Raw genomic sequence first — 26,243 nt, 5'->3', positions numbered from 1 at the left:
AAGAGATACGGGACCACGGTGATGAGCGCCCCAACCCCGGCACCCGGTGACGAAAGCCCCCGCGAGGGGTACTACCCCGACCCCTCCATTCCTGGATATGTCCGGTACTGGAACGGTGCGGCCTGGGTACCCGGTACGAGCCGGCCCGCGCCCCAGGGCGAAGCCACTCCCGCGCCGCAGCCGACCGCCTCCGCCCCCCTGGTGGAGGAGACCGGCCCGATCTTCTTCGACGAGGTCGGCGAGACGGGCGGTCCGGACGGTGTGCCGGACGGAGCGAACGGGCTGACCGCGCCGGGCGGACCGGGTGGACCGGGGCAGGGCGCTCCCGCCCGTCCGGAGCCGGAACCGGCATCCGTCTGGCAGGCCGACACCTCCCGGCAGACCGGCTTCGGCGGCGCCCGCGACCGGCGCGTCTCCTGGGGCGGCCCGGAAGCGGCGTCCGGCCGGCCGGACCCGGCGGGTGCCGATCCGCGCACCCCGGCCGACAGCGCGCGGCCCGAACGCGCCGAACCGGCCCCGGCGGACCCGCGCGTGTCCGGCGCCCCGGACCCGATGGGCGGCGCCCTGCCGGCGATGCGGGACGGCGGCGGCAGCGGCGGTGGCAGCCGTGACGGTCGTGGCAGCCGTGACAGTGGCGGTGCCGAGGGCCGTCCGCCGACCGACGGTACGGTCACGATCCGCGCCGTGGGCGGTGGTGCCCGCACCCCGCGACCGCGCGACGCGGGACCGGTACCCGCCGACGGCACGATGACGATCCGCGCGACCACCCCGGTCGCCGGTCCGCCGGGCATCATGCCGGGCGGTCCGTCGCAGGGGCCGCAGGGGCCGCAGGCGGTGCAGCCGTCTCAGACGCCCCAGGCACCCCAGGTGCTCCAGGGCCCGCAGGCCCCGCAGTCACCGCAGGCCCCGCAGTCACCGCAGGCTTCACAGCAGCCTCAGGTGCCTCAGCCGACCCGGGTGCAGGTGCCTGCGCGGACGACCGCGTTGCCGTCCGCCCCTCCGCCCGCCGCGCTGCCCGCGCCTCTGCCCGCCGCGACCCAGGGCCCGGTGCAGGTGCCCGGCCCTGCCCAGGCCGCCGCCCAGGTCCCTGCTCCCGTGCCCGCCCCCGGACCCGGCGGCTCGGCCTCGTGGGGGCAGCAGGTCCACCAGCCGGCCCGGCCGGAACAGCACCAGCCACAGGGCCAACACCAGCCGCACCAGCAGCAGATGCAGTCCCAGCAGCAGGTGCCCGCCGCACAGCAGGTGCCTGCCCAGCAGCAGGCCGGTGCCGGGGCGGATCAGCCCGTCGTGCCCTGGAAGCCCCCGGTCGACGACCCCTTCCAGCAGCTCGCCAGGGCCCAGACGTCGGCGCGGCCCGCCGGGCTCGGCAAGCGCTTCGCCGCCCGGCTGCTCGACAGCGTGGTACTCGGCGCGGTCGTCGGTGCCGTCAGCTTCCCGCTGGTCACCCGGGCACTGGACCACATCGACGAGAAGATCACCGCGGCGAAGCAGTCCGGTGAGACGGTCACCGTCTGGCTCGTGGATGCCACCACGGCGGGTCTGTTCGGGGCCGTGCTCGGCGCGCTCCTGGTGCTCGGCTTCCTCCTGGAGGCGCTGCCCACCGCCAAGTGGGGCCGTACGCTCGGCAAGAAGCTCCTCGGCCTCGAAGTGCGCGACATCGAGTCGCACGACTCGCCCACCCTGGGGGCGGCCCTGCGGCGCTGGCTGGTCTACGGGGTGCTGGGCATCCTTGTCATCGGTGTGTTCAACGTGCTGTGGTGCCTGATCGACCGCCCCTGGCGCCAGTGCTGGCACGACAAGGCGGCCCGCACCTTCGTGGCGGGCTGACCGGCCGGGGCTGACCGGGCGGGGCTGACAGGCCGGGGCTGACCGGGCGGGCGGGCGCCGTTGGGCCCGTGGGCTGACGCCCCGTCCCCCGAAAGCACCTGAGCCGTTGCGGGTACCGGTGGGCCGGGGTGCACTGCCCCCATGAGTAACGACCAGCCGACGCCCGGCCAGCCGCCCGAGGACGACGATCCGTTCCTCAAGAAGCCGCAGGAGCCCCCGCCGCCGTCAGCGGGTTCGCCGTACGGCAGTGCCCCTCCGCCGCCCCCGCCCCCGCCGTACGAGCCGGGGGGCTACGGCGGATACGGCGGGGCGGACCCGCTGGCCGGGATGCCGCCGCTGGCCCAGCCGGGCAAGCGGATCGTGGCGCGGCTGATCGACTTCCTCATCGTCTCCATCCCGCTGTATCTGATCTCGCTTCCCTGGGGCGGCGCGATCGACGTCACGTCGGACAACGGCGACGACGGGTTCGGCGACGCCGTCAGCAACTCCTACAGCGGGCATCAGCTGGTGTGGTCGCTGATCGGACTGGTGGTCTACGTCGCGTACGACACGTACTTCACCCACAAGGACGGCCGGACCATCGGCAAGCGGCTGCTGAAACTGCGCGTCGCGATGCTCAACGACGGGCGGGTGCCGGACACCAACCCGTCGCTGATGCGGGCCGTGGTGCTGTGGCTCCCGGCACTGCTGTGCTGCCCGTGTCTGTGGTGGCTGATCAACATCGTGCTGATGTTCACCGACAAGCCCTATCGGCAGGGGCTCCAGGACAAGGCGGCGAAGACCGTTGTGGTCAGCGTCCCGTAGGGCGGCGCGGCACCCGGCGGTGCCTGGGGCAGCCGGAGGCGCCGAGGGCACCCGGGCGTACGGGGATGCTCAGCGGCGCAGGGAGTGTTCCCCCGCGCGCTCACCGGCAGGGGCGGCGGGGAGCACCGGTCCGATGTCGTCCAGGGCCTGCTGCGTGCGGGCGGCGGCCGCGGCCCGTCCTTCCGCCGACCGGTTCCCGCGCACGGTTTGCACGTGCTTGGGCACGGGTACCGTCATGGCCACCAGCAGACCGAGCACGAGTGCCGCGGCGCAGGCGAAGGCCATACCGAAGCCCGACTCCGTCCGGGACAGCAGCAGGATGGCGAGGGTGGAGAGGATGACGGTGGCCGAACCGTAGGCGAGCTGTGCGGCAGTCGGACGCGGCATGGCGGTATCCGTCCTCGGGACATCGGATGGGACAGTCTCTGAAGCGGAATCGCTCGGCGCGGTCGAATGGTGGAGCGGTGGAACGGTCGCGTCGACACACGGTCAAACGACTCTACGACGGTGGATGCCCGAGCCGGGCCGGTGGTAAGCACGGCCTAACCCACGGTGTCGGTGCACCGGGGGGCGCACGGATTCACGGAGCCCCCCAACGAGTGGTGACCACGCGCCTGTTGTCCCCGTGGGTGCCGTCCGGATACCGGAAGACCACTCCGCATAGTGCACTTGGTATGTGCAAGTCAAGGTCTGTCTTTTCTTTCATAACTCCGATCAAATGTCGTCACTTGTGACGCGTTGAACGCGCGCGGCCCTTCACCACCCCCCTGGCCGCGATCGCGGACGCCGGGGAGGACTGCATCAAGTGACCACTAAGAGACGGGCGCTCCGCGCCACCGCTGTTGTCGTGGCCATGGCCGCGACGGCCGCGACAGCGTCGGCATTCGCCACCGCCCAGGCAGACGACAAAACGTCGGGCTCGGGCGCGTCCATCGTCGACCGCCGTGACCCGGCACCGGAGAAGGGCCAGGAACACAACCTGGAAGGCCCCTTCAGCGAGCAGCAGGACGCCCAGCGTCAGGCGGCGCTGGAGCAGGTTCTCTCCGGCGACAAGAAGGTGTCGAACCGCAGCGGCTCCAAGGTCGTCAAGCTCGACAACAAGAAGTACGTCGAGCTCGGCCGGGAGAAGACCGACAAGATCTTCACCATCCTGGTGGAGTTCGGCGACAAGGTCGACGACACGACCATGTTCGACCCGGACGGCGACGGCCCCAAGCCGCCCGTCAAGAAGTACGGCGGCACGCCCGGACCGGTGCACAACAAGATCGCCAAGCCGGACCCCAAGAAGGACAACAGCACCGCCTGGCAGGCCGACTACAACCAGAAGCACTTCCAGGACCTCTACTTCGGTGAGGGCGAGGGTGTCGACTCGCTCAAGACCTACTACGAGAAGACGTCCTCCGGGCGCTACTCGGTCGACGGTGAGGTCTCGGACTGGGTGAAGGTCCCGTACAACGAGGCCCGCTACGGCTCCAACTACTGCGGTTCGAGCAACTGCGCCAACGTCTGGGACACCGTCCGTGACGGCGTCAACGCCTGGGTCGCCGACCAGAAGGCCAAGGGCCGCACCCTGGAGCAGATCAAGGCCGACCTCGCGCAGTACGACGAGTGGGACCGTTACGACTTCGACGGCGACGGCAACTTCAACGAGCCCGACGGCTACATCGACCACTTCCAGCTGGTCCACGCCGGCGAGGACGAGTCCGCCGGCGGCGGCGCCGAGGGCACCAACGCCCTCTGGGCGCACCGCTGGTACGCCTACGGCACCAACGCCGGAGCGACGGGCCCGGCGGGCAACAAGGCCGGTGGCGCCGAGATCGGTGACACGGGCATCTGGGTCGGTGACTACACCGCGCAGCCCGAGAACGGCGGCCTGGGCGTCTTCGCCCACGAGTACGCCCACGACCTCGGTCTGCCGGACCTGTACGACACCTCCAACAACGGCGAGAACTCGGTCGGCTTCTGGTCCCTGATGTCGGCGGGCTCCTGGCTCGGCACCGGCACCGGCGAGATCGGCAACCTGCCGGGCGACATGACCTCGTGGGACAAGCTGCAGCTGGGCTGGCTCGACTACGACAAGGCCAAGGCCGCCACGAAGTCGACGCACAAGCTGGGCGTCGCGGAGTACAACACCAAGAACAAGCAGGCGCTCGTCGTCGAGCTGCCCGAGAAGGCCGTCACCACGACTGTCACCAAGCCCGCCGAGGGCTCGAAGCAGTGGTGGAGCGACATGGGCGACGACCTGTCGAACACCCTGACCCGCTCGGTCGACCTGACCGGCAAGTCCGCCGCGTCGCTGGACCTTTCGGGCTGGTACGACATCGAGGCCGACTACGACTACCTCTACACCGAGGTGTCGGAGAACGGCGGCTCCAGCTGGACCGCGCTCGACGGCACGGCCGACGGCAAGGCGCTCCCGCGCGACGCCAGTGACAAGCCGGCCCTGACCGGTGTCTCCGGCGCCGTCCAGAAGCTCTCCTTCCCGCTGAACGCCTACGCCGGCAAGAAGATCGACCTCCGCTTCCGCTACCAGACGGACGGCGGCGCGGGCGGCAAGGGCTTCACGGCCGACGCCATCACGATCACCGCCGATGGTGCCGCGCTCCTCACGGACAACGCCGAGGGCGACGACAACGGCTGGACCGCCAAGGGCTTCTCGCGGATCGGTGAGTCGTTCACCAACGACTACCCGCAGTACTACATCGCCGAGAACCGTCAGTACGTGTCGTACGACAAGACCCTCAAGGTCGGCCCGTACAACTTCGGCTTCTCGCAGAGCCGTCCGGACTGGGTGGAGCACTACGCCTACCAGAACGGTCTGATGGTGTGGCTCTGGGACACCTCCCAGAAGGACAACAACACCTCCGCCCACCCGGGCCAGGGTCTGATCCTGCCGGTCGACTCGCACGCCAAGCCGCTGAAGTGGAAGGACGGCTCGGTCCTGCGCAACAAGATCCAGCCGTTCGACGCGCCGTTCAGCTGGTGGCCGAACCAGGGCTTCACCCTGCACAACGCCGACGTGCCGCTGAAGATCAAGCCGTCGCTGGGCGTCCCGGTCTTCGACGACCGCAAGGGGACGTACTGGTACGAGGAGAACCCGACGGGCAGCGTCAAGGTTTCTGACACCAACACCCGGATCTCGATCGTCAGCGAGCCGCTCAACGGCTCGACGATCACCGTGAAGGTTGGTCCGTCGACCAAGTAATCCGGTAACACCGCAGGTCAAAGCATGATCGGCCGTCGCCCCCTAGCGGGCGGCGGCCGATCGTGTTTAGGTGCCTCTTGTTCTTATCCTTATTGACACGACGTCTCACGGGGGAGCGCGGAGCATGGCAGGCGGAGGATTCTGCAGGTTGCCCAACGGCACGGTGGTGGTGGCACTCACCCTCACCCGGCCGGCGGACGGGGCCGCGCCCGGAGCCCCGGTACGGGTGCTGGTGCACGCGGCCAACCGGGCGCGCGCCCTGACCCGGCTGCGCAACCTGGGGCTGCGCGCGGTCTATCTCCGCGGCAACAGCCAGCCGCCCACGCCGGACGAGATCACGGCCGTGCTGCACCACCCGGACGGCCTGCTGTGGCGGGCGGCGCCCCAGGCGGGCCAGGAGCTCTGGCACCCGATCCGGGCGCTGCTGGGCCCCACCGGCTACGCGGGCCCGGCCCGGCCGGCGGCGTAGGGCCCGCGCGGGCCCGCGGTGCGCCCTACCGGGGTCCGGCGACGACCGGCTTGCCGGTGAGCTCCACGCCCGCGTCGCGGAGCTCCTCCAGCGCCCGCTGCGTGGTCGCCCCGGCGACTCCGGCGGTCAGGTCCAGCAGTACATGGGTGGTGAAGCCCTCGCGGGCGGCGTCCAGGGCGGTGGCCCGGACGCAGTGGTCGGTCGCGATGCCGACCACGTCGACCTCGGTGACGGAGCGGTCGCGCAGCCACTGGGCGAGCCCGACCCCGTTCTCGTCGAGCCCCTCGAAGCCGCTGTACGCCGCGGCGTACGCCCCCTTGTCGAACACGCTGTCGATGGCGCCGGAGGCGACCGCGGGGGCGAAGTTCGGGTGGAAGCCCACACCCTCCGTACCGGCCACACAGTGCACCGGCCAGGAGTGCTCGAAGTCGGGCCGGTCCGAGAAGTGGTCGCCCGGGTCGATGTGGTGGTCCCGGGTGGCCACCACATGGCGGTAGACGGCCTGGGCCTCGCCGATCAGGTCGGTGATGGCGGCGGCGACATCGGCGCCGCCCGCCACCGCGAGGCTGCCGCCCTCGCAGAAGTCGTTCTGAACGTCCACGACGATCAAGGCGCGGTGCATGGCGGGTGTCCTTAGGTGGGGAGTGGCGGCGGGCCGGGCGCGAGCCGGGCGCGAGCCGGGATTTCGGGGCCGGGGCGTGAACCGGACCGGAGGGGAGCGGGAAGGGGAGTGGGCCGGAGGGGGAGCGGGCCGGAGGGGGCGGGAAGGGGAGCGGGCCGGGGGCGGGAACGGAGCGGGACGGGATGCCATCGAGCGTAGAGACTCGGACGGCACAATCAAGCCCGTCCGGCAATCCCGGCCCATCCCGCCGTTGCCCCGCCCCGGCCGCCTCACACCTGCCGGCAGGACCCGTGCCGGGTCACATGTACTCGGTCGGGATCACCGGCTCGCCGCGGGACAGCTGGATCGCCGACATCGGCAGCCCCTTCCGCGCGGCGACATGCCGCTCGCGGGCCGCCTCCAGGGGTTCACGGGCGACCACCTCGCCGCCCCGTACCAGCTCCACCAGCAGCTGCCGCCCGGCCAGCTCCTCGGGCACCGGGCCGGTGCCGACGACCTCGGCCTCGGCCACCCCGTGCTCGTCCAGCCGGCGCGCGGCCCACTTGCGTCCGCCCACCGACGACTTCGCGCCGAGCGACTTCTTCGCGACCGGCCGCATCGTCTCGCCGGGGTCGGCGGAGGCGGCGCGGGCGACCAGCTTGTAGACCATGGAACAGGTCGGCTGTCCGCTCCCGGTGACCAGCTGCGTGCCCACCCCGTAGGCGTCGACCGGCGCCGCGGCCAGCGAGGCGATGGCGTACTCGTCCAGGTCCGAGGTCACCACGATCTTCGTCCCGGTGGCGCCCAGCTCGTCCAGCTGCTGCCGTACGCGGTGCGCGACCAGCAGGAGGTCACCGGAGTCGATCCGGACCGCGCCGAGCTCGGGCCCGGCGATCTCGACCGCCGTGCGGACCGCCTCGGTCACGTCGTACGTGTCGACCAGCAGCGTCGTGTTCCGGCCGAGCGAGTCCACCTGTGCCTGGAACGCGTCGCGCTCGCTGTCGTGCAGCAGGGTGAACGCGTGGGCGCTGGTCCCGACGGTCGGGATGCCGTAGCGGAAGCCCGCCGCCAGGTCGGAGGTGGTGTCGAAGCCGCCGACGTACGCGGCGCGCGCCGAGGCGACGGCCGACAGTTCGTGCGTGCGGCGGGCGCCCATCTCGATCAGCCCGCGGCCGCCCGCCGCGGCCGACATCCGGGAGGCCGCCGCGGCGATCGCCGAGTCGTGGTTGAGGATCGACAGGATCACGGTCTCCAGCAGCACGCACTCGGCGAAGGAGCCCTCCACCCGCAGGATCGGCGAGCCGGGGAAGTACACCTCGCCCTCCGGGTAGCCCCAGATGTCGCCGCTGAAGCGGTAACCGGCCAGCCATTCGAGCGTGGGCTCGTCGACGACGCGCTGCTGGCGCAGGAAGCCGATCATCTCGTCGTCGAAGTGGAAGTTCTCCACGGCGTCGAGCACCCGCCCGGTGCCCGCCACGACGCCGTAGCGCCGCCCTTCCGGCAGCCGCCGGGTGAAGGCCTCGAAAACCGAGCGCCGGTCCGCGGTGCCGGCCTTCAGGGCTGCCTGCACCATGGTCAGCTCGTACTGGTCGGTGAAGAGTGCGGTCGACGGCACACCGACCCGTCGCCCAAGGTCCGCTGAGTTCATGGCTGGGATGCTACCCCCTATTTCGTCAAAGTGACGAGATGTGGGGTCCGTTTGTGCGATGACCCCTTCCGGGTGGCAGCATGGGGTAGGTGAGCGTTGCTACCCCCGTAGAGATCGAACGTCCGGAGTCGGCCGAAGAGACCTTCGCGGTCCCCGAGCCGGACGTTCCCTGGGTGACGCTGGTGCACAACGACCCGGTCAACCTCATGAGCTATGTGACCTATGTCTTCCAGGCCTACTTCGGCTACTCCAAGGACAAGGCCCACAAGCTCATGCTCGATGTGCACCAGAAGGGCCGTGCCGTCGTCTCCAGCGGAAGCCGCGAGGAGATGGAGCGCGATGTCCAGGCCATGCACGGCTACGGCCTCTGGGCCACCCTGACCCAGGACCGCACCTAGGACCGCGGCCGGCCCGCGCGCCGGCGGACGGGGCCGCGCACCGGCCCCGCCCCACGCGCCCGTCATCCGCTTCTCCCGCCCCTGCCCCGCACGACCCACCATCGGAGAATCCATGGCCGGCCATTTCGAGGCCACCCCCGACGGCGGCGCGGCCGTCGCGCTCGACGAGGTCGAGATCTCCATCCTGCGCTCCCTGGCCGTCCAGCTGCTGGAACTGATCGGTCCGGGCGATCAGCCCGCCGAGGGCGAGGACCCGCTCGCCGCGCTCTTCGCCGAGGGTCCGAGCGAACCGCCCGCCGACCCCGCCCTGGCCCGGCTGTTCCCCGAGGCGTACGGGAACGAGGACAAGGAGCTGCGCGAGGCGTCCGCCGAGTTCCGCCGCTTCACCGAGAACGATCTGCGCACCCGCAAGCGCGAGGACGCCCTCGCCCTCGTACGCACCCTGGACGGGCTCTCACCCGTGGGGGAGGGCGGAGCCGTGCTCACGCTCACCGCCGCCGAGTGCCGCAACTGGCTCGGCGCCCTGAACGACCTGCGGCTCACCATCGGCACCCGGCTGGAGGTGTCCGACGAGGACGAGGGGCAGGAGGGTTCGCTCTACCGCCTCTCCGACAGCGACCCGCGCAAGCCGATGGTGATGGCCTATCTCTGGCTGGGGGCGCTCCAGGAGACGCTCATCGAGACGCTGATGCCGTAATCCGGAGGCGAAGGGCTGTCCCGCGAAGCTGTTCCGCGGGGCAGCCCTTCGGCGCGTCCTCGGGTGCCTCCTTGGGCGCGTCCTGCGGTGCGTTCGCTCAGTGGACGCTCAAATCGGAATAACGATCGCGTCACCCGAACAGCCGTCTTTGCAGCGGCTGGAAACTCTTGTCCGCTTTTTCCTGTGGTGTGCGCCACACAATGTCCCGTGGGTCGCCCGGGGGCCCGTGATAAATCTTCACGACCGCCCGGGGACGCCATCCCTGTTCCCGGGGGCGCTACAAGTCGGCCGAACGCCGACGGCACTCCATCCATATCCGGGGGGATCAGGAACTGATCCGTCGCCTGTGAAGGCGCGGATCGGCGTGGAGAAAGGCGCACCACCATGACATCGGCACAGGTCGACAAGGGGCACGCCGGCGATGAGGCCGAGGGTGCAGGAAACAGCGGCGAAGGATACCGGCGCGGCCTGGGTGCCCGCCAGATCCAGATGATCGCCATTGGTGGAGCCATCGGCACCGGGCTTTTCCTCGGTGCGGGCAAAGCCATCGACCGGGCCGGTCCCAGCCTCATCCTGGCCTACGCGATCGCGGGCCTGGTCATCTTCTTCATCATGCGGGCGCTGGGCGAACTTCTCATGTACCGCCCGGTCTCCGGCTCCTTCGCGGAGTACGCGCGGGAATTCCTCGGCCCGTTCTTCGGATTCGTGACCGGCTGGACGTACTGGCTCTTCTGGGTCGTCACCGGAATCACCGAAGTCACCGCCGCCGCCACCTATATGACGTACTGGTGGAACATTCCGCAGTGGCTGTCGGCACTCGTCTTCACGGTCATTCTGTACGGCGCCAACCTCATCTCCGTGAAGCTCTTCGGTGAGCTGGAGTTCTGGTTCTCGATGGTCAAGGTCACCGCGATCATCGGCATGATCCTCGTCTGCGCCGGAGTCCTCACGATCGGCTTCTCCGACGCCGCCGACACCGCGACCGTCGCCAATCTCTGGAACGACGGCGGATTCTTCCCCTCGGGCATCACCGGCACGCTGATGACCCTCCAGATCGTGATGTTCGCCTTCCTCGCCGTCGAACTCGTCGGCGTCACCGCGGGCGAGTCCAAGGACCCCACGACCGTCCTGCCCAAGGCCATCAACACCGTGCCGTGGCGCATCGCCGTCTTCTACGTCGGCGCGCTGATCATGATCCTCTCGGTGGTGCCGTGGAGCACGTTCAAGCCGGGTGTCTCGCCGTTCGTGAAGACCTTCGAGGAGATGGGTCTCAGCGTGGGGGCCGCGATCGTCAACTTCGTCGTCCTGACCGCGGCGCTCTCCTCCTGCAACTCCGGGATGTACTCCACCGGCCGCATGCTGCGCGACCTGGCGCTCAACGGGCAGGGCCCGAGGGCCTTCACCAGGCTGACGAGGAACGGCCTGCCGTTCGCCGGCACCACGTTCTCGGCCGCGCTGATGCTCGTCGGCGTCTGGATCAACTACCAGTGGCCGGGCGAGGCGTTCAACTACGTCGTCTCCTTCGCGACCATCTCCGGCATGTGGGCCTGGGTCATGATCCTGCTCAGCCAGCTCCGCTTCCGCGCGCTGGCCGACCGGGGGGTGCTCCCGCAGTCCGCCTTCAGGGCCCCCGGAGCCCCGTACACCAGCGTCTTCGCGCTCGGCTTCATCGGCATGGTCATCGTGATGATGGCCATCGACAAGGACGCCCGGGTCTCGCTGTACTGCGCACCGGTCTGGGCCCTGATCCTCGGTGTCTCGTATCTGGTGCTCAAGGCCCGCAACCCCGGGAACACGGCGTTCATCAAGCGCTGACACCCACGGCCACCCACGCCGGAGCGTCCGGCATGCGGGCCCGTCCGTACCACTCCTCGGTACGGGCGGGCCCGCCGCCCGTACGGGCCGGTCCTATCCTGGGCGCCATGCTGACCATCACCCAGGACCTCCACGACCGGATCGTCGCCCACTCCCGCGAGGACCACCCCGACGAGGCGTGCGGAGTCGTCGCGGGACCGGCCGGAACGGGACGGGCCGAACGCTTCATCCCCATGCTCAACGCCGCCCGCTCGCCCACGTTCTACGAGTTCGACTCGGCCGACCTCCTCAAGCTCTACCGCGACATGGACGACCGCGACGAGGAGCCCGTGATCATCTACCACTCGCACACGGCGACCGAGGCCTACCCCTCCCGCACCGACGTCACGTACGCCAACGAACCCGGCGCCCACTACGTCCTCGTCTCCACCGCGGACACCGACGACGCGGGCCCCTTCCAGTTCCGCTCGTACCGCATCGTGGACGGCGAGATCACCGAGGAGGACGTCAAGATCGTCGACGCCTGCTGAAGGACGCCCGGGGGACGCCCACTGAGGGTCGCCTCACCTGCGTCGCGACCAGGTCTGGCACACTGCACCCAGACCCAACGAGGCGGCAGGAACCAGGAAGCCGGTGCAAGTCCGGCACGGTCCCGCCACTGTGACCGAACCCCGTCCACCAGGACCGGGGCTCGGCAGTCAGGAACTGGCCTGCCGCCTTCTCGCACCGACCAGGGGACGCGGAAATCCCCCGGAGAGGCCCCGCCATGTCCCGGCGCACCCCCGCGCTCATAGCCGCCGCCGTGCTGCTCCCGCTCGCCCTCACCGCCTGCTCCGCCGCGGACGCCGACAACGGCTCCGCGGGCTCGGCCAAGGCCGGCGGACCGTCCGCCGAGGGCTTCCCGTACACCGTCACGAACTGCGGTGTCACCACGACGTACAAGGCGCCGCCGAAGCGCGCCGTCACCATGAACCAGCACGTCACCGAAGTGATGCTGGAACTGGGGCTGGCCACGTCCATGGTCGGCACCGCCTACCTCGACGACCAGGTCCTGCCGGAGTACGAGGACCAGTACGAGTCCATCCCGGTCCTGGCCGAGGAGTACCCCTCGTACGAGAAGCTCCTCGCCGCCGACCCCGACTTCGTCTACGGCGGCTACTCCACCGCGTTCACCGCGGGCGACGGCCGCAGCCGCGAGGCGCTGAAGAAGTCCGGCATCGACACCCGGCTCAACACCGAGTACTGCGCCAAGAACCCGACCGCGATGGACGCCCTCTACCAGGAGGTCCGCGAGGTCGGCCGCACCTTCGGCGTCGCCCCGCGCGCCGACGCGTGGATCGAGGAGGCGAAGGCCACCAACGCCGCCACGGCCGAGCGGCTCAAGTCCGCCCGCCCGGTCTCCGTCTTCGTCTACGACAGCGGCGACAAGACCGCGTTCACCGCGGGCGGCAAGGGCATCGGCAACGAGCTGATCACCCGGGCCGGCGGCCGCAACGTCTTCGCCGATCTCGACAAGCCCTTCGGCGACGCCTCGTGGGAGAACGTCGTCGCCCGCAAGCCCGACGTCATCGTCATCTACGACTACGGCTCCACCACCGTCGCCCAGAAGAAGAAGCGCCTCCTGGAGGACCCGGCACTCGCCGACGTCCCCGCGATCAGGAACAAGCGCTTCGCCGTCCTCCCGCTCTCCGACGCGGTGCTCGGCGTGCGCGCCCCCGCGGCGGTCGGCAAGCTCGCCGCCCAGCTGCACCCGGAGATACCGGGGGACTCACCCACGGAGGAAGCGACGGACGCGGCCACCGCGCCGTGAGCTGCCGCACCCCCGCCGCGCCACGACGGCTGCGCTACACCCTGGTCCTCGGCGCCCTCGCCGTCGTCCTCGGGGCCGCCGTCCTCGCCGCGCTCGCCCTCGGCTCCGTCCGCATCCCGCCCGGCCAGGTCCTGGACATCCTGACCGGGCGGGCCGGACCGAGCCCGTTCCGCACGATCGTCCTCGACGTCCGGCTGCCCCGGGTCCTGCTCGGCATCGTCGTCGGCGCCGGACTCGCCGTGATCGGCACCGTCCTCCAGGCGCTCGTACGCAATCCGCTCGCCGACCCGTTCCTCCTCGGCGTCTCCTCCGGGGCCTCCACCGGAGCGGTCCTCGTGATCGTCCTCGGCGTCGGCGCGGGCCTCGCCACCACCGTCACCATTCCGGCCGCCGCCTTCGCGGGCGCGCTCGCCTCACTCCTGCTCGTGTACACCCTGGCCCGCGGCGGATCCGGCCTCACCACCAACCGGCTCGTCCTGGCCGGAGTCGCCGTCTCCTACGTCCTCTCCGCCCTCACCAGCCTCATCCTGGTCACGTCGGCCCGCGCCGACCACCTCCAGGAAGTCCTCTACTGGACCCTCGGCGGTCTCGGCGCCGCCCGCTGGGACATGCTCGCGCTCCCCTCGGCCGTCCTCGTCGCGGGCACGGCGCTGCTCCTCACCCTCGCCCGCCCGCTCGACCTGCTGCTCGTCGGCGAGGAGGGCGCCACCGTCCTCGGGCTCGACACCGCACGCTTCCGGGCCGGGGTCTTCGTCCTCGCCTCCCTGCTCACCGGTGCCCTCGTCGCCTACAGCGGAGCCATCGGATTCGTCGGCCTGATGGTGCCGCACATGGCCCGGATGGCCGTCGGCGCCGGCCATCGCGCCCTGCTCCCGGTCGCCGCGCTGGGCGGCGCGGTCTTCCTGGTCCTGGCCGATCTGGCCGCGCGGACGGTCGCCGCTCCCCAGGACATCCCGGTCGGCGTGCTCACCGCCCTGACCGGCGGCCCGTTCTTCCTCTGGATGCTCCGCCGCCGCCCCGAAGGAGCCCCGGCATGACCGGCCTTCGCCCCGAAGGAGTTCCCGCATGACCAGTCTGCGTACCGAAGGCCTCTCGTACGGGACCGGCGGCCGGCACCTCGTGGACTCCGTCGACCTGACCGCCGCCGACGGTGAGACGGTCGGCCTCGTCGGCCCCAACGGCAGCGGCAAGACCACCCTGCTGCGCTGCGTGTACGGAACCCTGCGCCCCACCCACGGCCGGGTCCTGCTCGACGGCGACGACCTCGCCCGCCTCCCCGTCAAGGCCCGCGCACGCCGGATCGCCACCGTCCCGCAGGACGGCCAGGCCGGTTTCGAACTGACCGTCGCGCAGGTCGTCGCCATGGGCCGGGCCCCGCACAAACGCTTCTGGGAGGCGGACACCGCCGCCGACACCGAGCTGGCGGCCGCGGCCCTCGACCGGGTCGGCATCGGAGCGCTCGCGCCCCGTACGTTCGCCTCCCTCTCCGGCGGCGAACGCCAGCGCGCGCTGGTCGCCCGGACCCTCGTCCAGGAACCGTCCCTCATCGTCCTGGACGAACCCACCAACCACCTGGACATCCGCTACCAGCTGGAGATCCTCTCGCTGGTCCGCGAACTCGGCACGACGAACCTCCTGGCCCTGCACGACCTGAACCTCGCCGCGTACTACTGCGACCGCCTCTACGTCCTGCGGGCCGGCCGGGTCGTCGCCTCGGGCACCCCCGCCGAGGTCCTCACCCCGGACCTGCTGGCCGACGTCTACGGAGTGACGGCCGAGGTCACCACCCACCCCACGACGGGCGCCCCGACCGTCGTCTACCTCCCGGGCGAGAGCCGCCGTTCCGCATAGTGAACGCTCGGCATCCACCATGCGAGATCGCACTCCGGATTTCCGGCCGGGAATCGATACGATGACCGCATGGTTCCCCATGACGTGAGCATCAAGACGCCGGGCACGCTGCTCGTCGCGCGGCTGCACGTCGACCTGTGCAGGCTTTCCAGCGCGATCTGTCCCGGCTGACGCCTGCCCGTGAGCCGCACGGCCTGAGCCGCGGTCCGAGCGCCACCCACACGCCCCACCCCCAGCGCGGGGGCTGAAACGCGCGCCCCACGCCACCTCCCCGCTTCCGACAGGAGCCCACGCCATGGCCATCGAGGTCCGCATTCCGACCATCCTCCGCACCTACACCGACGGCGCCAAGGCGGTCGAAGGCAGCGGGGCGACGCTCGCCGACCTCTTCGTCGACCTGGACAGCCGCCACAACGGCATCCGCGAGCGCGTCGTCGACGGGGGCGAGCTCCGTCGCTTCGTGAATGTCTACCTCAACGACGAGGACGTCCGCTTCCTCGACGGCATCGACACCAAGCTCAGCGACGGCGACAACGTCACCATCCTCCCGGCCGTCGCCGGCGGCATGCGCTGATGCGTTACGACTCCCCGCTGGCAGCCGTGGGCAACACACCTCTGGTGCGGCTGCCCCGGCTGTCCCCGTCCGCGGACGTCCGTATCTGGGCCAAGCTGGAGGACCGCAATCCCACCGGCTCGGTCAAGGACCGCCCCGCGCTCCACATGGTCGAACAGGCCGAGCGGGACGGCCGCCTGACACCCGGCTGCACGATCCTGGAGCCGACCAGCGGCAACACCGGCATCTCGCTCGCCATGGCGGCCAAGCTCAAGGGCTACCGCATCGTGTGCGTCATGCCGGAGAACACCTCGCAGGAGCGGCGCGACCTGCTCGCCATGTGGGGCGCCGAGATCGTCTCCTCCCCGGCCGCGGGCGGCTCCAACACGGCCGTCCGCGTCGCCAAGGAGCTGTCGGCCGAGCACCCCGACTGGGTCATGCTCTACCAGTACGGCAACCCGGACAACGCGGGAGCCCACTACGCCACCACCGGCCCGGAGATCCTCAGCGACCTCCCGACCGTCACACACTTCGTCGCGGGCCTCGGCACCACCGGCACCCTCATGGGGGTGGGCCGCTACCTCCGTGAGAAGAAGCCGGACGTCAGGATCGTCGCCGCCGAACCCCGGTACGACGACATCGTCTACGGCCTCCGCAACCTGGACGAGGGCTTCGTCCCCGAGCTGTACGACGCCTCGGTGCTGACCACCCGCTTCTCGGTCGGCTCGGCCGACGCGGTCACCCGTACCCGCGAACTCCTCCAGCAGGAGGGCATCTTCGCGGGCGTCTCCACGGGCGCCGCGCTCCACGCGGCGATCGGCGTCGGCAACAAGGCGGTCAAGGCGGGGGAGAGCGCGGACATCGTGTTCGTCGTCGCGGACGGCGGCTGGAAGTATCTGTCCACGGGCGTCTACACAGCGCCCACCACGGAAGCCGCCATCGAAACCCTGCACGGCCAGCTCTGGGCCTGACGGGCCCGGCCCGCCCGGGGCGACCCCGGGCAACCCCGGGCGGCCCGTCCGGCGTTCGAGGAGCGGGGTCCCGGGGCGGAGCCCCCGGTTCCGGGAAGGGGAGGGGGAAGGGGGAAGGGCGGGCACGGGACGGGCCCGCCGGGGCGGCCCCCCGCCCGCCCCGCTCCGTCACCCCAGCCCCCGTACCCGCTCCCACACCTGCGGGGCCACGCCGCCCACCCGCCGCCGGAACCCCCGTACCGCCACTTCCCGCAGCTCGTCCGTCTCCAGGAAGCTCTGCCGCCCCCGTAGGTCGCCCACCGTCCCGGGCGGCAGCGCGATCACCCCGGGCCGCTCCTCGTGATGCTTGCTGGTGATCTTGGCGACGACGGCCCGTTCACCCCGTACCGAGAGCACCAGGCACGGCCGGTCCTTCGACCCCGGCCCGTCCTCGAACGGCACGTCGGCCCACCAGATCTCGCCCGGCCGCGGCGTCCGGCCGCCCCCTCCGCCGGTTCCGCGCCCCGGAGCCGAGGGCTTCCCCGGCGGCCGTGTCCGCCCACCGGGCCGGTCCGCCCCGCGGCCCCCGCCGGCCCCGCGCCCGGCTCCGGCGGGGCCGGTACCACCACCGCGCCTGCCCGGCCGCCGGCCCGACCGGCCCCGCCCGTCCACCACCGCGGCGACGAGTGCGAGCAGGACCACGGCGGCCAGTGCCACCCACCAGGACGTGTTCATCCCCCGACCGTACCGGCGCCCGTACGGGCCCACCCGGCCGCGGTCCCCGGCGGGCTTCCATCGAACCGGTGACAGAGCAGGTGAGTTCCCCCACAACGGCAGGCCGCAGAGGAGCGACCAGCGGTTTCGCGCCTTACGCTCGACGAACCGCTCGAATGAACCGTACGACCGCACGAACCCTCCCCGTTCCCACGTCTCGGAGGTTCACGTTCCATGAAGCTCACCGTCGTCGGCTGCTCCGGCTCCTTCCCGTCCGCGGGTTCGGCATGCTCCAGCTACCTCGTAGAGGCCGACGGCTTCCGGCTGCTCCTCGACATGGGCAACGGAGCCCTCGGCGAGCTGCAGCGCCACGTCGGTCTCTACGACCTCGACGCGATCTTTCTCAGCCATCTCCATGCCGATCACTGCATCGACATGTGCGCCTACTTCGTCGTGCGCTACTACCGGCACGACGGCGGGCGCCCCGCCCCGCTCCCGGTCTACGGCCCCGACGGCACCGAGCAGCGGCTGACCACCGCACACGGCGACACCCCGTCCGACCGGGCGATGGGCGAGGTGTTCGACTTCCACACGCTCAAGTCGGGTTCGTTCGAGATCGGCCCCTTCTCGGTGCGTACGGAGAAGGTCTGCCACCCCGTCGAGACCTTCGGGATCCGCGTCGAGCACGGCGGCCGCACCCTCACCTACTCCGGCGACACGGGGACCTGCGAGGCCCTGGACGAACTCGCCGAGGGCGCGGACCTGTTCCTCTGCGAAGCCTCGTTCGTGCACGGCAAGGAGGACATCCCGGACCTCCACCTCAACGGCCGGGAGGCCGGTGAGTGCGCCGCCCGCGCCGGGGCGGGGCGTCTCGTCCTCACGCACATCCCGCCGTGGACCGATGCCGCGCGCAATGTCGCCGACGCCCGCACGGTCTACCGGGGCCCGGTGGAGCTGGCCGCCCCCGGCGCGGTGTACGAGATCTGAGAGCGGCGCGGCGCGAAGCCCCCGCCTTCCATGGGAAGGGCAGGGGCTCCGGTGCGGCTCGGCGGCCGGGGCAGGGCCGGGGGGCCGGGGCCTACTTCGCCTCGGCCTTGAGGATCTCGGCGAGCTCCTCGTCCGACTCGCGTCCCGGGGTCGGCAGGTTGAACCTGGTGATCGCGAAGCGGAAGACCACGTAGTAGACGACCGCGAAACAGAGTCCGATCAGGACCAGCAGCCAGGGCTTCGTCGCGGCACCGAGGTTCAGGAAGAAGTCGATCGCACCCGCCGAGAACCCGAAGCCGTCCTTGATCCCCAGGCCCCATGTCAGGGCCATCGAGACACCGGTCAGCACCGCGTGGATCGCGTACAGCACCGGCGCGATGAACATGAACGTGAACTCGATCGGCTCGGTCACACCCGTCACGAAGGCGGTGAGGGCCAGCGAGAACATCATGCCGCCGACGACCTTGCGGCGCTCCGGGCGGGCGCAGTGGACGATCGCGAGGCAGGCCGCCGGAAGGGCGAACATCATGATCGGGAAGAAGCCGGTCATGAACTGCCCGGCCGTCGGGTCACCGGCCAGGAAGCGGCCGATGTCACCGCTCTTGCCCTCGTACGAGCCGGCCTGGAACCACGGGAACGAGTTCAGCAGGTGGTGCATGCCGACCGGGATCAGCGCACGGTTGGCGACACCGAAGATGCCCGCGCCCACCGCGCCGGAACCGACCAGCCACTCACCGAGGTTGTGCAGTCCGGTGCCGAGCACCGGCCAGATGTAGCCGAAGACGATGCCGATCAGCAGACCCGCGAAGGAGGAGAGGATCGGGACCAGCCGACGGCCGCTGAAGAAGCCCGCCCAGTCGGGCAGCTTGGTCCGGTGGAACCGCTGGTACAGCAGGGCGACGACGATGCCCATCACCACGCCGCCCAGCACACCGGCGTCGACCGGCTTGTCGGCCATGACGATCTTGTCGTCCACGACGGTCGCGACCTTCTCCAGGTTGCTGTCGGTGAAGGTGCCGAGCACGTTCTTGAAGACCAGGTAGCCGGTGACCGCGGCGAGCGCGGTCGAGCCGTCCGACTTCTTGGCGAAGCCGATCGCGATACCGACGGCGAACAGCAGCGCCATGTTGTCGAGGATCGCGTTGCCGCCCGCCGCCATGAAGCCGGCGATCTTGACGACGAAGTCCGGGAACGACGCGCGCCCGAGCATGTCGTCATTGCCGAGCCGGACCAGGAGCGCGCCCGCGGGCAGCACCGCGACCGGCAGCATGAGGCTGCGGCCGATGCGCTGCATGACGGCCATCACGCCGGCGCCCTTCTTCTTGGTGACCGCGGGTGCGGTGTCAGCCGTGGACATCAACTTCCTCCATGGGGGCAAGGCGCCGCCCGGGTGAGCTGATGTGGGGAGGCGGCGACTCGAAGCAACGCGACAGATGACCACGTGGTCTGGACCACTCAGTGGTGTAGACCATTTCTAGCACGGTGAGGGTGAGATAAGGAACCTGTGATGTGCCAACTTCTTCGCAGTAGCAGATCGGGCACGCCCGGTGACATGGCGAAGGCCCCCGGACCGTGAGGTCCGAGGGCCTTGCGTGACCGGGGCCGAAGTCCCGGAGGGGCTCTGTTACTTGGTGAGGTCCTTCTCGATCTCCTTCTCCACTTCCTCGGGTTCGCGCCCGGGTGTCTGGAGGTTGAACTTGGTGATCGCGAAACGGAAGATGGCGTAGTAGATCACCGCGAAGCACAGTCCGATCGGGATGATCAGCCACGGTTTCGTGTCCAGATGCCAGTTGACCACGTAGTCGATCAGGCCTGCCGAGAAGCTGAATCCCGCGTGCACTCCCAGCGCCCAGGTGACCCCCATCGAGACCCCGGTGAGGACCGCGTGCACGCCGTACAGCAGCGGCGCCACGAACATGAACGAGAACTCCAGCGGCTCGGTGACACCCGTGACGAACGAGGTCAGGGCCACGGACAGCATCAGACCGCCGACCTCCTTGCGCCGCTCCGGCCGCGCGGTGTGCGCGATGGCCAGGGCCGCGGCGGGCAGGCCGAACATCATGATCGGGAAGAAGCCGGAGGTGAACTGCCCCGCCGACGGGTCCTCGGCGAAGAAGCGGGAGATGTCTCCCTGGACCGTCACGCCGTCCGCCCCGGTGAACTCGCCCGCCTGGAACCAGAAGAAGGTGTTCAGGAACTGGTGCATGCCGATCGGGATCAGCAGCCGGTTCGCGAAGCCGAAGATGGCCGCGCCCCACGCTCCGAGGTCGATCAGCTGCTTGGAGAACCAGGTCAGCGCGTCACCGACCGGCTGCCACAGCAGGCCGAACAGCACGCCCAGGATCACGCAGAGGAACGCCATCAGGATCGGTACCAGGCGGCGCCCGTTGAAGAAGCCCAGCCAGTCCACCAGCTTGGTGCGGTGGTAGCGCTGCCAGATCACGGCGGTGAGCAGACCGATGAGGATGCCGCCGAGCACACCGGGGTTCTGCGGGATTCCGTTGGGCACCGCCTCGGTCACCGAGTCGTCGACGGGGAAGGCGCCGAGCACGCCCCGGTAGACGAGGAAGCCGACCACCGCGGCCAGCGCCGTCGAGCCGTCCGCCTTCTTCGCGAAGCCGATGGCCACACCGATGCAGAACAGCAGGGGCAGGCCGGTGGTGCCGTCGAGGATGGCGTTTCCGCCGTTGAGCAGGACCTTGGAGGTCTTGTCCCAGAAGTCGCCGTGCAGATACGAGCTGAACAGGTTGCCGAGGCTGACCAGCAGGCCGGCCGCCGGGAGGACGGCCACGGGAAGCTGAAGGCTCCGTCCGACCTTCTGCAGCCCCTGGATCGGCCCGTTCCACCACTTCTGCTGCGGTGCCGCAGCCGCGCTCGTACTCATCGGCATCCTCCCGGAACACGTCACGTTTGGCGGTCGTTGCAAACTGGTGTAGACCAGTTGCGTTACGGTGCGGGGCCCGCCCGGAAGACAGGGCACCGGTGATCGTCATCCTTGGGGATGGTTCGATTACTCGCCTGCGAAGATGGGCCAACCGTGCGTTAACGTGACGAAACGGACCCAGTGGTGGGCGCCGGAAGCATGCCAAATCCAGGGAGAAGCACATGGCCACCAAGGCTGAGAAGATCGTCGCCGGGCTCGGCGGCATCGAGAACATCGACGAGATCGAAGGCTGCATCACCCGCCTCCGCACCGAGGTCCACGACCCCGGCAAGGTCGACGAGGCAGCCCTCAAGGCGGCCGGCGCGCACGGCGTCGTGAAGATGGGCACCGCGATCCAGGTCGTCATCGGTACCGACGCGGACCCGATCGCCGCCGACATCGAAGACATGATGTGACCGCCGCGCCCCGCTGAGCCGCTCCTGGCGCACAGGACGTACGACGACGGCCCCACCCCCGACCGTCCGGGTCCGGTCCGCGCCCGCGTGCCCCGCTCCTCCCCGGGGGAGCGGGGCCGTGTCGCTCCCGTGTTGCTCCCTCCCGCCCTCCGTCCCGCCCGGCCGGAAGCTTCCTTCCCACCCGAACGGAGCCCCGCCGCCAGCGGATAAAGTCGACGCCATGTCTCGCATCGACGGCCGCACCCCCGAACAGCTCCGCCCCGTCACCATCGAACGCGGCTGGAGCAAGCACGCCGAAGGCTCAGTCCTCATCTCCTTCGGCGACACCAAAGTCTTCTGCACCGCCTCCGTCACCGAAGGTGTCCCGCGCTGGCGCAAGGGCAGCGGTGAAGGCTGGGTCACCGCCGAGTACTCCATGCTGCCCCGCTCCACCAACACCCGGGGCGACCGTGAGTCCGTCCGCGGCAAGATCGGCGGCCGGACCCACGAGATCAGCCGGCTGATCGGCCGCTCGCTGCGCGCCGTCATCGACTACAAGGCCCTCGGCGAGAACACCATCGTCCTGGACTGCGACGTCCTCCAGGCCGACGGCGGCACCCGTACCGCCGCCATCACCGGCGCCTATGTCGCCCTCGCCGACGCCGTCGCCTGGGCCCAGGGCAAGAAGATCGTCAAGCAAGGCCGCAAGCCGCTCACCGACACCGTCGCCGCCATCAGCGTCGGCATCGTCGACGGCGTTCCGCTCCTCGACCTCTGTTACGAGGAGGACGTCCGCGCCGACACCGACATGAACGTCGTCTGCACCGGCGACGGCCGCTTCGTCGAGGTCCAGGGCACCGCGGAGGCCGCGCCGTTCGACCGCACGGAACTGGGCGCGCTCCTGGACCTCGCCACCGCCGGCTGTGTGGACCTCGCCGCACTCCAGAACGAGGCACTCGCCCGCACCTCCGGCGAGTAACCGGCCGCACCGGGCGGGTAAAGAAGCAACCAAGTACGCACCACAGAGCGTCGTTACGTACACGGGCGCACGGGTCGAACCGTGCGCCCGTCCACGTATCGATCCCCGGGGAGGGACCGCACCATGGCTTCGCGCCGCCATCACCGCACCGCACTCGCCGTCACCGCCGCCCTGCTGACCCTCACCGCCGCGGTCGGCTGCGGCGCCGTCGACAAGGCCATCGACTGCGTCCGTACCGCCGACGCCATCGCCACCAGCGTCAGCAACCTCCAGCAGGCCATCTCCAGTGCCTCCGACGACCCGACCCAGGCCGCCGAGGCCCTCGACGAGATCGACAAGGAACTGAAGAACCTCGGCGACACCACGGACAACGCCGATCTCGGGAAGGCGGTCGACGACCTCCAGGCCGGAGTCACCAACGTCCGCGACGCCATCGAGAAGGGCGACGCCACCCCGGACATCTCGCCGGTCACCGACGCCGCCACCGAGATCGGCAACGTCTGCACGTCCTGACCGACGTCCCGAAGCGAGTGACGGGCCCCGTGGGCCGTCCTGCGGCGCGCGGCGATAATCGGGGCATGACCCGCCTGATCCTCGCCACCCGCAACGCCGGGAAAATCACCGAACTCCACGCGATCCTCGCCGACGCGGGCCTTGCCCACGACCTCGTCGGCGCGGACGCGTACCCCGAGATCCCCGACGTCAAGGAAACCGGCGTCACCTTCGCCGAGAACGCCCTCCTCAAGGCCCACGCCCTCGCCAGGGCCACCGGCCACCCGGCCGTCGCCGACGACTCCGGCCTCTGCGTGGACGTCCTCGGCGGCGCCCCCGGCATCTTCTCGGCCCGCTGGTCCGGCACCCACGGCGACGACCGGGCCAACCTGGACCTGCTCCTGGCCCAACTCGCCGACATCGCCCCCGAACACCGCGCCGCCCACTTCGCCTGCGCCGCCGCGCTGGCCCTCCCCGACGGCACGGAACGCGTGGTCGTGGGCCGCCTCCCGGGCACCCTGCGCCACACCCCGTCGGGCACGAACGGCTTCGGCTACGACCCGATCCTCCAGCCCGAGGGCGAGTCCCGTACCTGCGCCGAGCTGTCCCCCGCGGAGAAGAACGCGATCAGCCACCGGGGTAAGGCGTTCCGGGCGCTGGTTCCGGTGGTCCGGGAGCTGGTGGGCTGACCGCCCCGCCGTGAACGCGACCGGCCCGGTCCGCCGTGAAAGGCGGGCCGGGCCGGTGACGAAGGTGCGCGAGGAGGGACTCGAACCCTCACGCCGCTAGGGCACTGGTACCTAAAACCAGCCTGTCTCACCAATTCCAGCACTCGCGCGTCCGGGGCAGTCTACAAGGGGACGCGGGCGGAGCCCCGGGCAATAGCGGCACCCGCGGACCGGCAGGGCGCCGACCTCAGGACCATGTCCGGGTGAACGCGCGGCGGTTGGGGTCCGCCACGCGTGCGGGTACGGTCCCGGGGGCGACGTCAGAACTTCGGATCCGGCGACTGGGCCGCGCAGATCTCCGCGGCCTCCGCCTCCGTCTCCACCGAGGGCGGGGAGCCGGCCAGCGGCTGCTGGGCCGTTTCCTTCATGCAGGCCACGGCGATCACTCCGGCCAGGGCGGCGGCCATCGCGTAGTACGCGGGCATCAGGTTCGAGCCGCTCCAGCTGATCAGAGCGGTGATCACCAGGGGGGTCGTGCCGCCGAAGATCGACGCGGAGAGGTTGTAGCCCACCGACAGCGAGCCGTAGCGGACGTGCGTGGGGAACAGGGCGGGCAGCGCCGCGGACATCGTGCCGAGCATGCAGACCAGGGACAGGCCCAGCAGCAGCATCCCGATCGTGATGGCGGGGATGCTTCCCTGACGGATCAGGAGGAACGACGGCAGGGAGAGGAAGAGGAAGCCGAGCATGCCGGTCATCAGCAGCGGCTTGCGGCCGAAACGGTCGGAGAGCTTGCCGACCCGGCTGATGATCAGCATCAGGAAGACCATCACGGCGAGCAGGATCAGCAGCCCGTGGGTCTCGCTGTAGCCGAGCTCGTCGGAGAGGTACGTCGGCATGTACGACAGCAGCATGTAATCGGTGATGTTGTACGCGCCGACCAGGCAGATGCAGAGGATCAGCGTCGGCCAGTACTGCCGGAAGATCTTGGCGAGGTCGCCCTTGGCGGTGGACTCGACGCCGTCCGCCGCCTCGCTCGCGTGGGCGGTGCCGCCCTCCAGCTTCTGGAAGGCCGGGGTCTCGTCGAGCCGCAGCCGCAGATAGAGGCCGACCAGACCGAGCGGGCCCGCGACGAGGAACGGGATGCGCCAGCCCCAGGACTCCATCTGGGCGGTGTCCAGCAGCGCGTACAGCGCGGTCACCAGACCCGCGGCGCCGACGTAGCCGGCGAGGGTGCCGAATTCGAGGAAGCTGCCGAAGAAGCCGCGCCGCTTGTCGGGGGCGTACTCCGCGATGAAGGTCGAGGCACCGCCGTACTCACCGCCGGTCGAGAAGCCCTGGAGCATCCGGAAGAAGATCAGCAGGGCGGGGGCCCAGAGGCCGATCGTGCCGTGGGAGGGGATGAGGCCGATCGCGAAGGTGCCGACCGCCATCAGGATCATGGTGAGGGCGAGGACCTTTTTCCGGCCGACCTTGTCGCCCATGGGCCCGAAGAACATTCCCCCGAGTGGCCGAACGAGGAAGGCCACGGCGAAGGTCGCGAAGGACGAGAGCAGCTGGGTGGTGTCGTTCCCGGACGGGAAGAAGACATGCCCGATGGTCACGGCCAGATAGGAGTAGATGCCGAAGTCGAACCACTCCATGGCGTTCCCGAGCGAGGCCGCTTTCACCGCGCGCTTGACCGCCTGGTCGTCGGTGACCGTGATGTCGGTCCGGCGGAGCCTGGGATTCCGGCGCTTGCGGGCGGCCCGGAAGAGCGCGGGGTGACGTTTGACCGCATCGGGGTCGGCCGCCTGCTGGGGGTCGGAGGCCGCCATGGCCGGGTCCTTTCCTCGGAGGGTGTTCCAGGAAAGGCTTCTGCGCGGACATGGCGGCTGCAAACCGAATCAGTGGCCGATTGCGATGTCCCTCACATGTTCCCGGCCATTGTGAGGCCGGGTCCACGCGGGTCCGGACCGGCCGGCGGCGGTCTCAGATGCCCAGATCCCTGATGATCTTGGCTACATGGCCGGTCGCCTTGACGTTGTAGAAGGCGTGCTCGACCTTGCCCTGCTCGTCGACGACGACGGTCGAGCGGATGACGCCCGTCACCACTTTGCCGTAGAGCTTCTTCTCGCCGAAGGCGCCGTACGCCTCAAGGGTCTCCTTGGACGGGTCGCCGACCAGGGTGACCTTGAGGTTCTCCTTCTCACGGAACTTCGCGAGCTTCTCCGGCTTGTCGGGGGAGACACCGATGACGTCGTATCCGGCCTCGGCCAGAAGGTCCAGATTGTCGGTGAAATCGCAGGCCTGCTTGGTGCAGCCGGGGGTCAGGGCGGCCGGGTAGAAGTACACGATGACCTTGCGGCCCTGGTGGTCCGCGAGCGAGATCTCGTTGCCGTCGGCGTCGGGGAGCGTGAAGGCGGGGGCGGTGTCGCCGGGCTGGAGTCGCTCGCTCATGGTTCTCCTCAGGTGGCA

26 protein-coding genes, 1 tRNA gene, 1 pseudogene and 1 riboswitch are annotated in these 26,243 nt (G+C 70.3%); of the genes and pseudogenes, 19 read left to right on the top strand and 9 right to left on the bottom strand.

The features are described 5' to 3' along the window. The first annotated feature begins 21 nt into the window (after positions 1–21). The gene (locus tag OHA98_RS33810) at positions 22–1,827 is read left to right on the top strand and encodes an RDD family protein (protein ID WP_266931463.1); all 1,806 of its coding nucleotides are present in this window, start codon (positions 22–24) and stop codon (positions 1,825–1,827) included. 141 nt (positions 1,828–1,968) lie between these two features. Next, positions 1,969–2,631 carry an RDD family protein gene (locus tag OHA98_RS33805; protein WP_266931461.1) on the top strand — a complete coding sequence of 221 codons (663 nt, stop codon included), beginning with the start codon at positions 1,969–1,971 and terminating at the stop codon, positions 2,629–2,631. A gap of 69 nt (positions 2,632–2,700) precedes the next feature. Here OHA98_RS33805 and OHA98_RS33800 read toward each other — a convergent pair whose 3' ends face one another. Next, the gene (locus OHA98_RS33800) at positions 2,701–3,018 is read right to left on the bottom strand and encodes a hypothetical protein (protein ID WP_266931460.1); all 318 of its coding nucleotides are present in this window, start codon (positions 3,016–3,018) and stop codon (positions 2,701–2,703) included. Between the two features lie 418 nt (positions 3,019–3,436). Between OHA98_RS33800 and OHA98_RS33795 the strand changes: the two genes are divergently transcribed. After that, positions 3,437–5,836, top strand: coding sequence for an immune inhibitor A domain-containing protein (locus tag OHA98_RS33795; protein WP_266931458.1), 2,400 nt, complete (start codon positions 3,437–3,439; stop codon positions 5,834–5,836). A gap of 124 nt (positions 5,837–5,960) precedes the next feature. After that, a complete protein-coding gene (locus tag OHA98_RS33790) occupies positions 5,961–6,305 on the top strand; it encodes a hypothetical protein (RefSeq protein ID WP_266931456.1) in 345 nt (114 codons plus the stop codon). Between the two features lie 25 nt (positions 6,306–6,330). Here the strand turns inward: OHA98_RS33790 and OHA98_RS33785 are convergent, their stop codons facing one another. Both OHA98_RS33785 and OHA98_RS33780 read right to left on the bottom strand, forming a co-directional pair. After that, positions 6,331–6,927: an isochorismatase family protein gene (locus tag OHA98_RS33785; RefSeq protein WP_266931454.1), complete on the bottom strand. Its 597-nt coding sequence runs from the start codon at positions 6,925–6,927 to the stop codon at positions 6,331–6,333. A 298-nt stretch (positions 6,928–7,225) separates the two neighbouring features. Further along, a complete protein-coding gene (locus OHA98_RS33780; protein ID WP_266931453.1) occupies positions 7,226–8,554 on the bottom strand; it encodes a nicotinate phosphoribosyltransferase in 1,329 nt (442 codons plus the stop codon). An 89-nt stretch (positions 8,555–8,643) separates the two neighbouring features. Between OHA98_RS33780 and clpS the strand changes: the two genes are divergently transcribed. The 10 genes from clpS to OHA98_RS33735 all read left to right on the top strand — a co-directional run bounded on the left by clpS (position 8,644) and on the right by OHA98_RS33735 (position 16,649). Further along, a complete protein-coding gene (gene clpS / locus OHA98_RS33775; protein ID WP_266931451.1) occupies positions 8,644–8,952 on the top strand; it encodes an ATP-dependent Clp protease adapter ClpS in 309 nt (102 codons plus the stop codon). A 112-nt stretch (positions 8,953–9,064) separates the two neighbouring features. Next, entirely contained in the window at positions 9,065–9,649 is a 585-nt protein-coding gene (locus OHA98_RS33770; RefSeq protein ID WP_266931449.1) for a DUF2017 domain-containing protein, read from the top strand. Positions 9,650–10,033: 384 nt separating this feature from the next. Then, positions 10,034–11,464, top strand: coding sequence for an amino acid permease (locus tag OHA98_RS33765; protein ID WP_266931447.1), 1,431 nt, complete (start codon positions 10,034–10,036; stop codon positions 11,462–11,464). Positions 11,465–11,571: 107 nt separating this feature from the next. Further along, complete coding sequence (locus OHA98_RS33760) at positions 11,572–11,994, top strand: M67 family metallopeptidase (protein ID WP_266932517.1); 423 nt, start codon at positions 11,572–11,574, stop codon at positions 11,992–11,994. Between the two features lie 33 nt (positions 11,995–12,027). Next, positions 12,028–12,193: riboswitch (cobalamin riboswitch) on the top strand. A gap of 37 nt (positions 12,194–12,230) precedes the next feature. Further along, positions 12,231–13,274, top strand: a complete 1,044-nt coding sequence (locus OHA98_RS33755; RefSeq protein ID WP_266931445.1) for an ABC transporter substrate-binding protein — start codon at positions 12,231–12,233, stop codon at positions 13,272–13,274. Further along, positions 13,271–14,311: an iron ABC transporter permease gene (locus OHA98_RS33750; RefSeq protein ID WP_266931443.1), complete on the top strand. Its 1,041-nt coding sequence runs from the start codon at positions 13,271–13,273 to the stop codon at positions 14,309–14,311. Before OHA98_RS33755 ends, OHA98_RS33750 begins: the two co-directional genes overlap by 4 nt. 28 nt (positions 14,312–14,339) lie before the next feature. Beyond that, positions 14,340–15,125: an ABC transporter ATP-binding protein gene (locus OHA98_RS33745; protein ID WP_266931441.1), complete on the top strand. Its 786-nt coding sequence runs from the start codon at positions 14,340–14,342 to the stop codon at positions 15,123–15,125. A gap of 69 nt (positions 15,126–15,194) precedes the next feature. Next, complete coding sequence (locus tag OHA98_RS42790) at positions 15,195–15,296, top strand: putative leader peptide (protein ID WP_323179689.1); 102 nt, start codon at positions 15,195–15,197, stop codon at positions 15,294–15,296. Between the two features lie 124 nt (positions 15,297–15,420). Further along, positions 15,421–15,699, top strand: a complete 279-nt coding sequence (locus tag OHA98_RS33740; protein WP_266931439.1) for a MoaD/ThiS family protein — start codon at positions 15,421–15,423, stop codon at positions 15,697–15,699. Then, complete coding sequence (locus OHA98_RS33735; protein ID WP_266931437.1) at positions 15,699–16,649, top strand: PLP-dependent cysteine synthase family protein; 951 nt, start codon at positions 15,699–15,701, stop codon at positions 16,647–16,649. Before OHA98_RS33740 ends, OHA98_RS33735 begins: the two co-directional genes overlap by 1 nt. Positions 16,650–16,817: 168 nt before the next feature. Here OHA98_RS33735 and OHA98_RS33730 read toward each other — a convergent pair whose 3' ends face one another. Beyond that, a complete protein-coding gene (locus OHA98_RS33730) occupies positions 16,818–17,363 on the bottom strand; it encodes a type II toxin-antitoxin system PemK/MazF family toxin (protein ID WP_266931434.1) in 546 nt (181 codons plus the stop codon). Between the two features lie 213 nt (positions 17,364–17,576). Between OHA98_RS33730 and OHA98_RS33725 the strand changes: the two genes are divergently transcribed. After that, positions 17,577–18,329, top strand: a complete 753-nt coding sequence (locus OHA98_RS33725) for an MBL fold metallo-hydrolase (RefSeq protein WP_266931432.1) — start codon at positions 17,577–17,579, stop codon at positions 18,327–18,329. A gap of 91 nt (positions 18,330–18,420) precedes the next feature. Here the strand turns inward: OHA98_RS33725 and OHA98_RS33720 are convergent, their stop codons facing one another. Further along, on the bottom strand, positions 18,421–19,686 hold the full coding sequence (locus tag OHA98_RS33720) for a PTS transporter subunit EIIC (RefSeq protein ID WP_266931430.1): 1,266 nt from the start codon (positions 19,684–19,686) through the stop codon (positions 18,421–18,423). 267 nt (positions 19,687–19,953) lie between these two features. Next, positions 19,954–21,213 (bottom strand): PTS transporter subunit EIIC, encoded by a 1,260-nt coding sequence (locus OHA98_RS33715; protein ID WP_266931428.1) that lies wholly within the window; start codon positions 21,211–21,213, stop codon positions 19,954–19,956. Positions 21,214–21,422: 209 nt separating this feature from the next. Between OHA98_RS33715 and OHA98_RS33710 the strand changes: the two are divergent. The 4 genes and pseudogenes from OHA98_RS33710 to rdgB all read left to right on the top strand — a co-directional run. Further along, positions 21,423–21,668: pseudogene (locus tag OHA98_RS33710) on the top strand (glucose PTS transporter subunit EIIB); the annotation flags it as partial. A gap of 220 nt (positions 21,669–21,888) precedes the next feature. Next, positions 21,889–22,626, top strand: coding sequence for a ribonuclease PH (rph, locus tag OHA98_RS33705; RefSeq protein ID WP_266931426.1), 738 nt, complete (start codon positions 21,889–21,891; stop codon positions 22,624–22,626). A 123-nt stretch (positions 22,627–22,749) separates the two neighbouring features. Beyond that, positions 22,750–23,139 (top strand): hypothetical protein, encoded by a 390-nt coding sequence (locus OHA98_RS33700; protein WP_266931424.1) that lies wholly within the window; start codon positions 22,750–22,752, stop codon positions 23,137–23,139. 65 nt (positions 23,140–23,204) lie between these two features. Then, entirely contained in the window at positions 23,205–23,807 is a 603-nt protein-coding gene (gene rdgB / locus OHA98_RS33695; RefSeq protein ID WP_266931422.1) for an RdgB/HAM1 family non-canonical purine NTP pyrophosphatase, read from the top strand. Positions 23,808–23,872: 65 nt separating this feature from the next. Here the strand turns inward: rdgB and OHA98_RS33690 are convergent. From OHA98_RS33690 to bcp, 3 genes are all read right to left on the bottom strand, one after another. After that, positions 23,873–23,956: transfer RNA gene (locus OHA98_RS33690), tRNA-Leu, on the bottom strand. 150 nt (positions 23,957–24,106) lie between these two features. Then, positions 24,107–25,603, bottom strand: coding sequence for a glycine betaine/L-proline transporter ProP (gene proP, locus OHA98_RS33685; RefSeq protein ID WP_266931420.1), 1,497 nt, complete (start codon positions 25,601–25,603; stop codon positions 24,107–24,109). 154 nt (positions 25,604–25,757) lie between these two features. After that, the gene (gene bcp, locus OHA98_RS33680; RefSeq protein WP_266931418.1) at positions 25,758–26,225 is read right to left on the bottom strand and encodes a thioredoxin-dependent thiol peroxidase; all 468 of its coding nucleotides are present in this window, start codon (positions 26,223–26,225) and stop codon (positions 25,758–25,760) included. Positions 26,226–26,243: the final 18 nt, after the last annotated feature.

Origin of the sequence: Streptomyces sp. NBC_00654 (assembly GCF_026341775.1) — a bacterium.
Classification (GTDB): Bacteria; Actinomycetota; Actinomycetes; order Streptomycetales; family Streptomycetaceae; genus Streptomyces.
The sequence above is the reverse complement of the archived record's forward strand: the minus strand, read 5'-3'. Positions and strand labels throughout refer to the sequence as shown.

Bases quoted from the DNA above. Each gene is read 5' to 3' on its own strand.
- OHA98_RS33765 (WP_266931447.1), top strand. From the start codon at position 10,034: ATGACATCGGCACAGGTCGACAAGGGGCACGCCGGCGATGAGGCCGAG.
- OHA98_RS33755 (WP_266931445.1), top strand. From the start codon at position 12,231: ATGTCCCGGCGCACCCCCGCGCTCATAGCCGCCGCCGTGCTGCTCCCG.
- bcp (WP_266931418.1), bottom strand. From the start codon at position 26,225: ATGAGCGAGCGACTCCAGCCCGGCGACACCGCCCCCGCCTTCACGCTC.
- OHA98_RS33720 (WP_266931430.1), bottom strand. From the start codon at position 19,686: ATGTCCACGGCTGACACCGCACCCGCGGTCACCAAGAAGAAGGGCGCC.
- OHA98_RS33725 (WP_266931432.1), top strand. From the start codon at position 17,577: ATGAAGCTCACCGTCGTCGGCTGCTCCGGCTCCTTCCCGTCCGCGGGT.
- OHA98_RS33745 (WP_266931441.1), top strand. From the start codon at position 14,340: ATGACCAGTCTGCGTACCGAAGGCCTCTCGTACGGGACCGGCGGCCGG.
- OHA98_RS33760 (WP_266932517.1), top strand. From the start codon at position 11,572: ATGCTGACCATCACCCAGGACCTCCACGACCGGATCGTCGCCCACTCC.
- proP (WP_266931420.1), bottom strand. From the start codon at position 25,603: ATGGCGGCCTCCGACCCCCAGCAGGCGGCCGACCCCGATGCGGTCAAA.
- OHA98_RS33800 (WP_266931460.1), bottom strand. From the start codon at position 3,018: ATGCCGCGTCCGACTGCCGCACAGCTCGCCTACGGTTCGGCCACCGTC.
- OHA98_RS33730 (WP_266931434.1), bottom strand. From the start codon at position 17,363: ATGAACACGTCCTGGTGGGTGGCACTGGCCGCCGTGGTCCTGCTCGCA.
- OHA98_RS33715 (WP_266931428.1), bottom strand. From the start codon at position 21,213: ATGAGTACGAGCGCGGCTGCGGCACCGCAGCAGAAGTGGTGGAACGGG.
- OHA98_RS33740 (WP_266931439.1), top strand. From the start codon at position 15,421: ATGGCCATCGAGGTCCGCATTCCGACCATCCTCCGCACCTACACCGAC.
- OHA98_RS33805 (WP_266931461.1), top strand. From the start codon at position 1,969: ATGAGTAACGACCAGCCGACGCCCGGCCAGCCGCCCGAGGACGACGAT.
- OHA98_RS33780 (WP_266931453.1), bottom strand. From the start codon at position 8,554: ATGAACTCAGCGGACCTTGGGCGACGGGTCGGTGTGCCGTCGACCGCA.
- OHA98_RS33810 (WP_266931463.1), top strand. From the start codon at position 22: ATGAGCGCCCCAACCCCGGCACCCGGTGACGAAAGCCCCCGCGAGGGG.
- OHA98_RS33785 (WP_266931454.1), bottom strand. From the start codon at position 6,927: ATGCACCGCGCCTTGATCGTCGTGGACGTTCAGAACGACTTCTGCGAG.
- OHA98_RS33790 (WP_266931456.1), top strand. From the start codon at position 5,961: ATGGCAGGCGGAGGATTCTGCAGGTTGCCCAACGGCACGGTGGTGGTG.
- OHA98_RS33700 (WP_266931424.1), top strand. From the start codon at position 22,750: ATGGCTTCGCGCCGCCATCACCGCACCGCACTCGCCGTCACCGCCGCC.
- OHA98_RS42790 (WP_323179689.1), top strand. From the start codon at position 15,195: ATGGTTCCCCATGACGTGAGCATCAAGACGCCGGGCACGCTGCTCGTC.
- rph (WP_266931426.1), top strand. From the start codon at position 21,889: ATGTCTCGCATCGACGGCCGCACCCCCGAACAGCTCCGCCCCGTCACC.
- OHA98_RS33735 (WP_266931437.1), top strand. From the start codon at position 15,699: ATGCGTTACGACTCCCCGCTGGCAGCCGTGGGCAACACACCTCTGGTG.
- OHA98_RS33770 (WP_266931449.1), top strand. From the start codon at position 9,065: ATGGCCGGCCATTTCGAGGCCACCCCCGACGGCGGCGCGGCCGTCGCG.
- rdgB (WP_266931422.1), top strand. From the start codon at position 23,205: ATGACCCGCCTGATCCTCGCCACCCGCAACGCCGGGAAAATCACCGAA.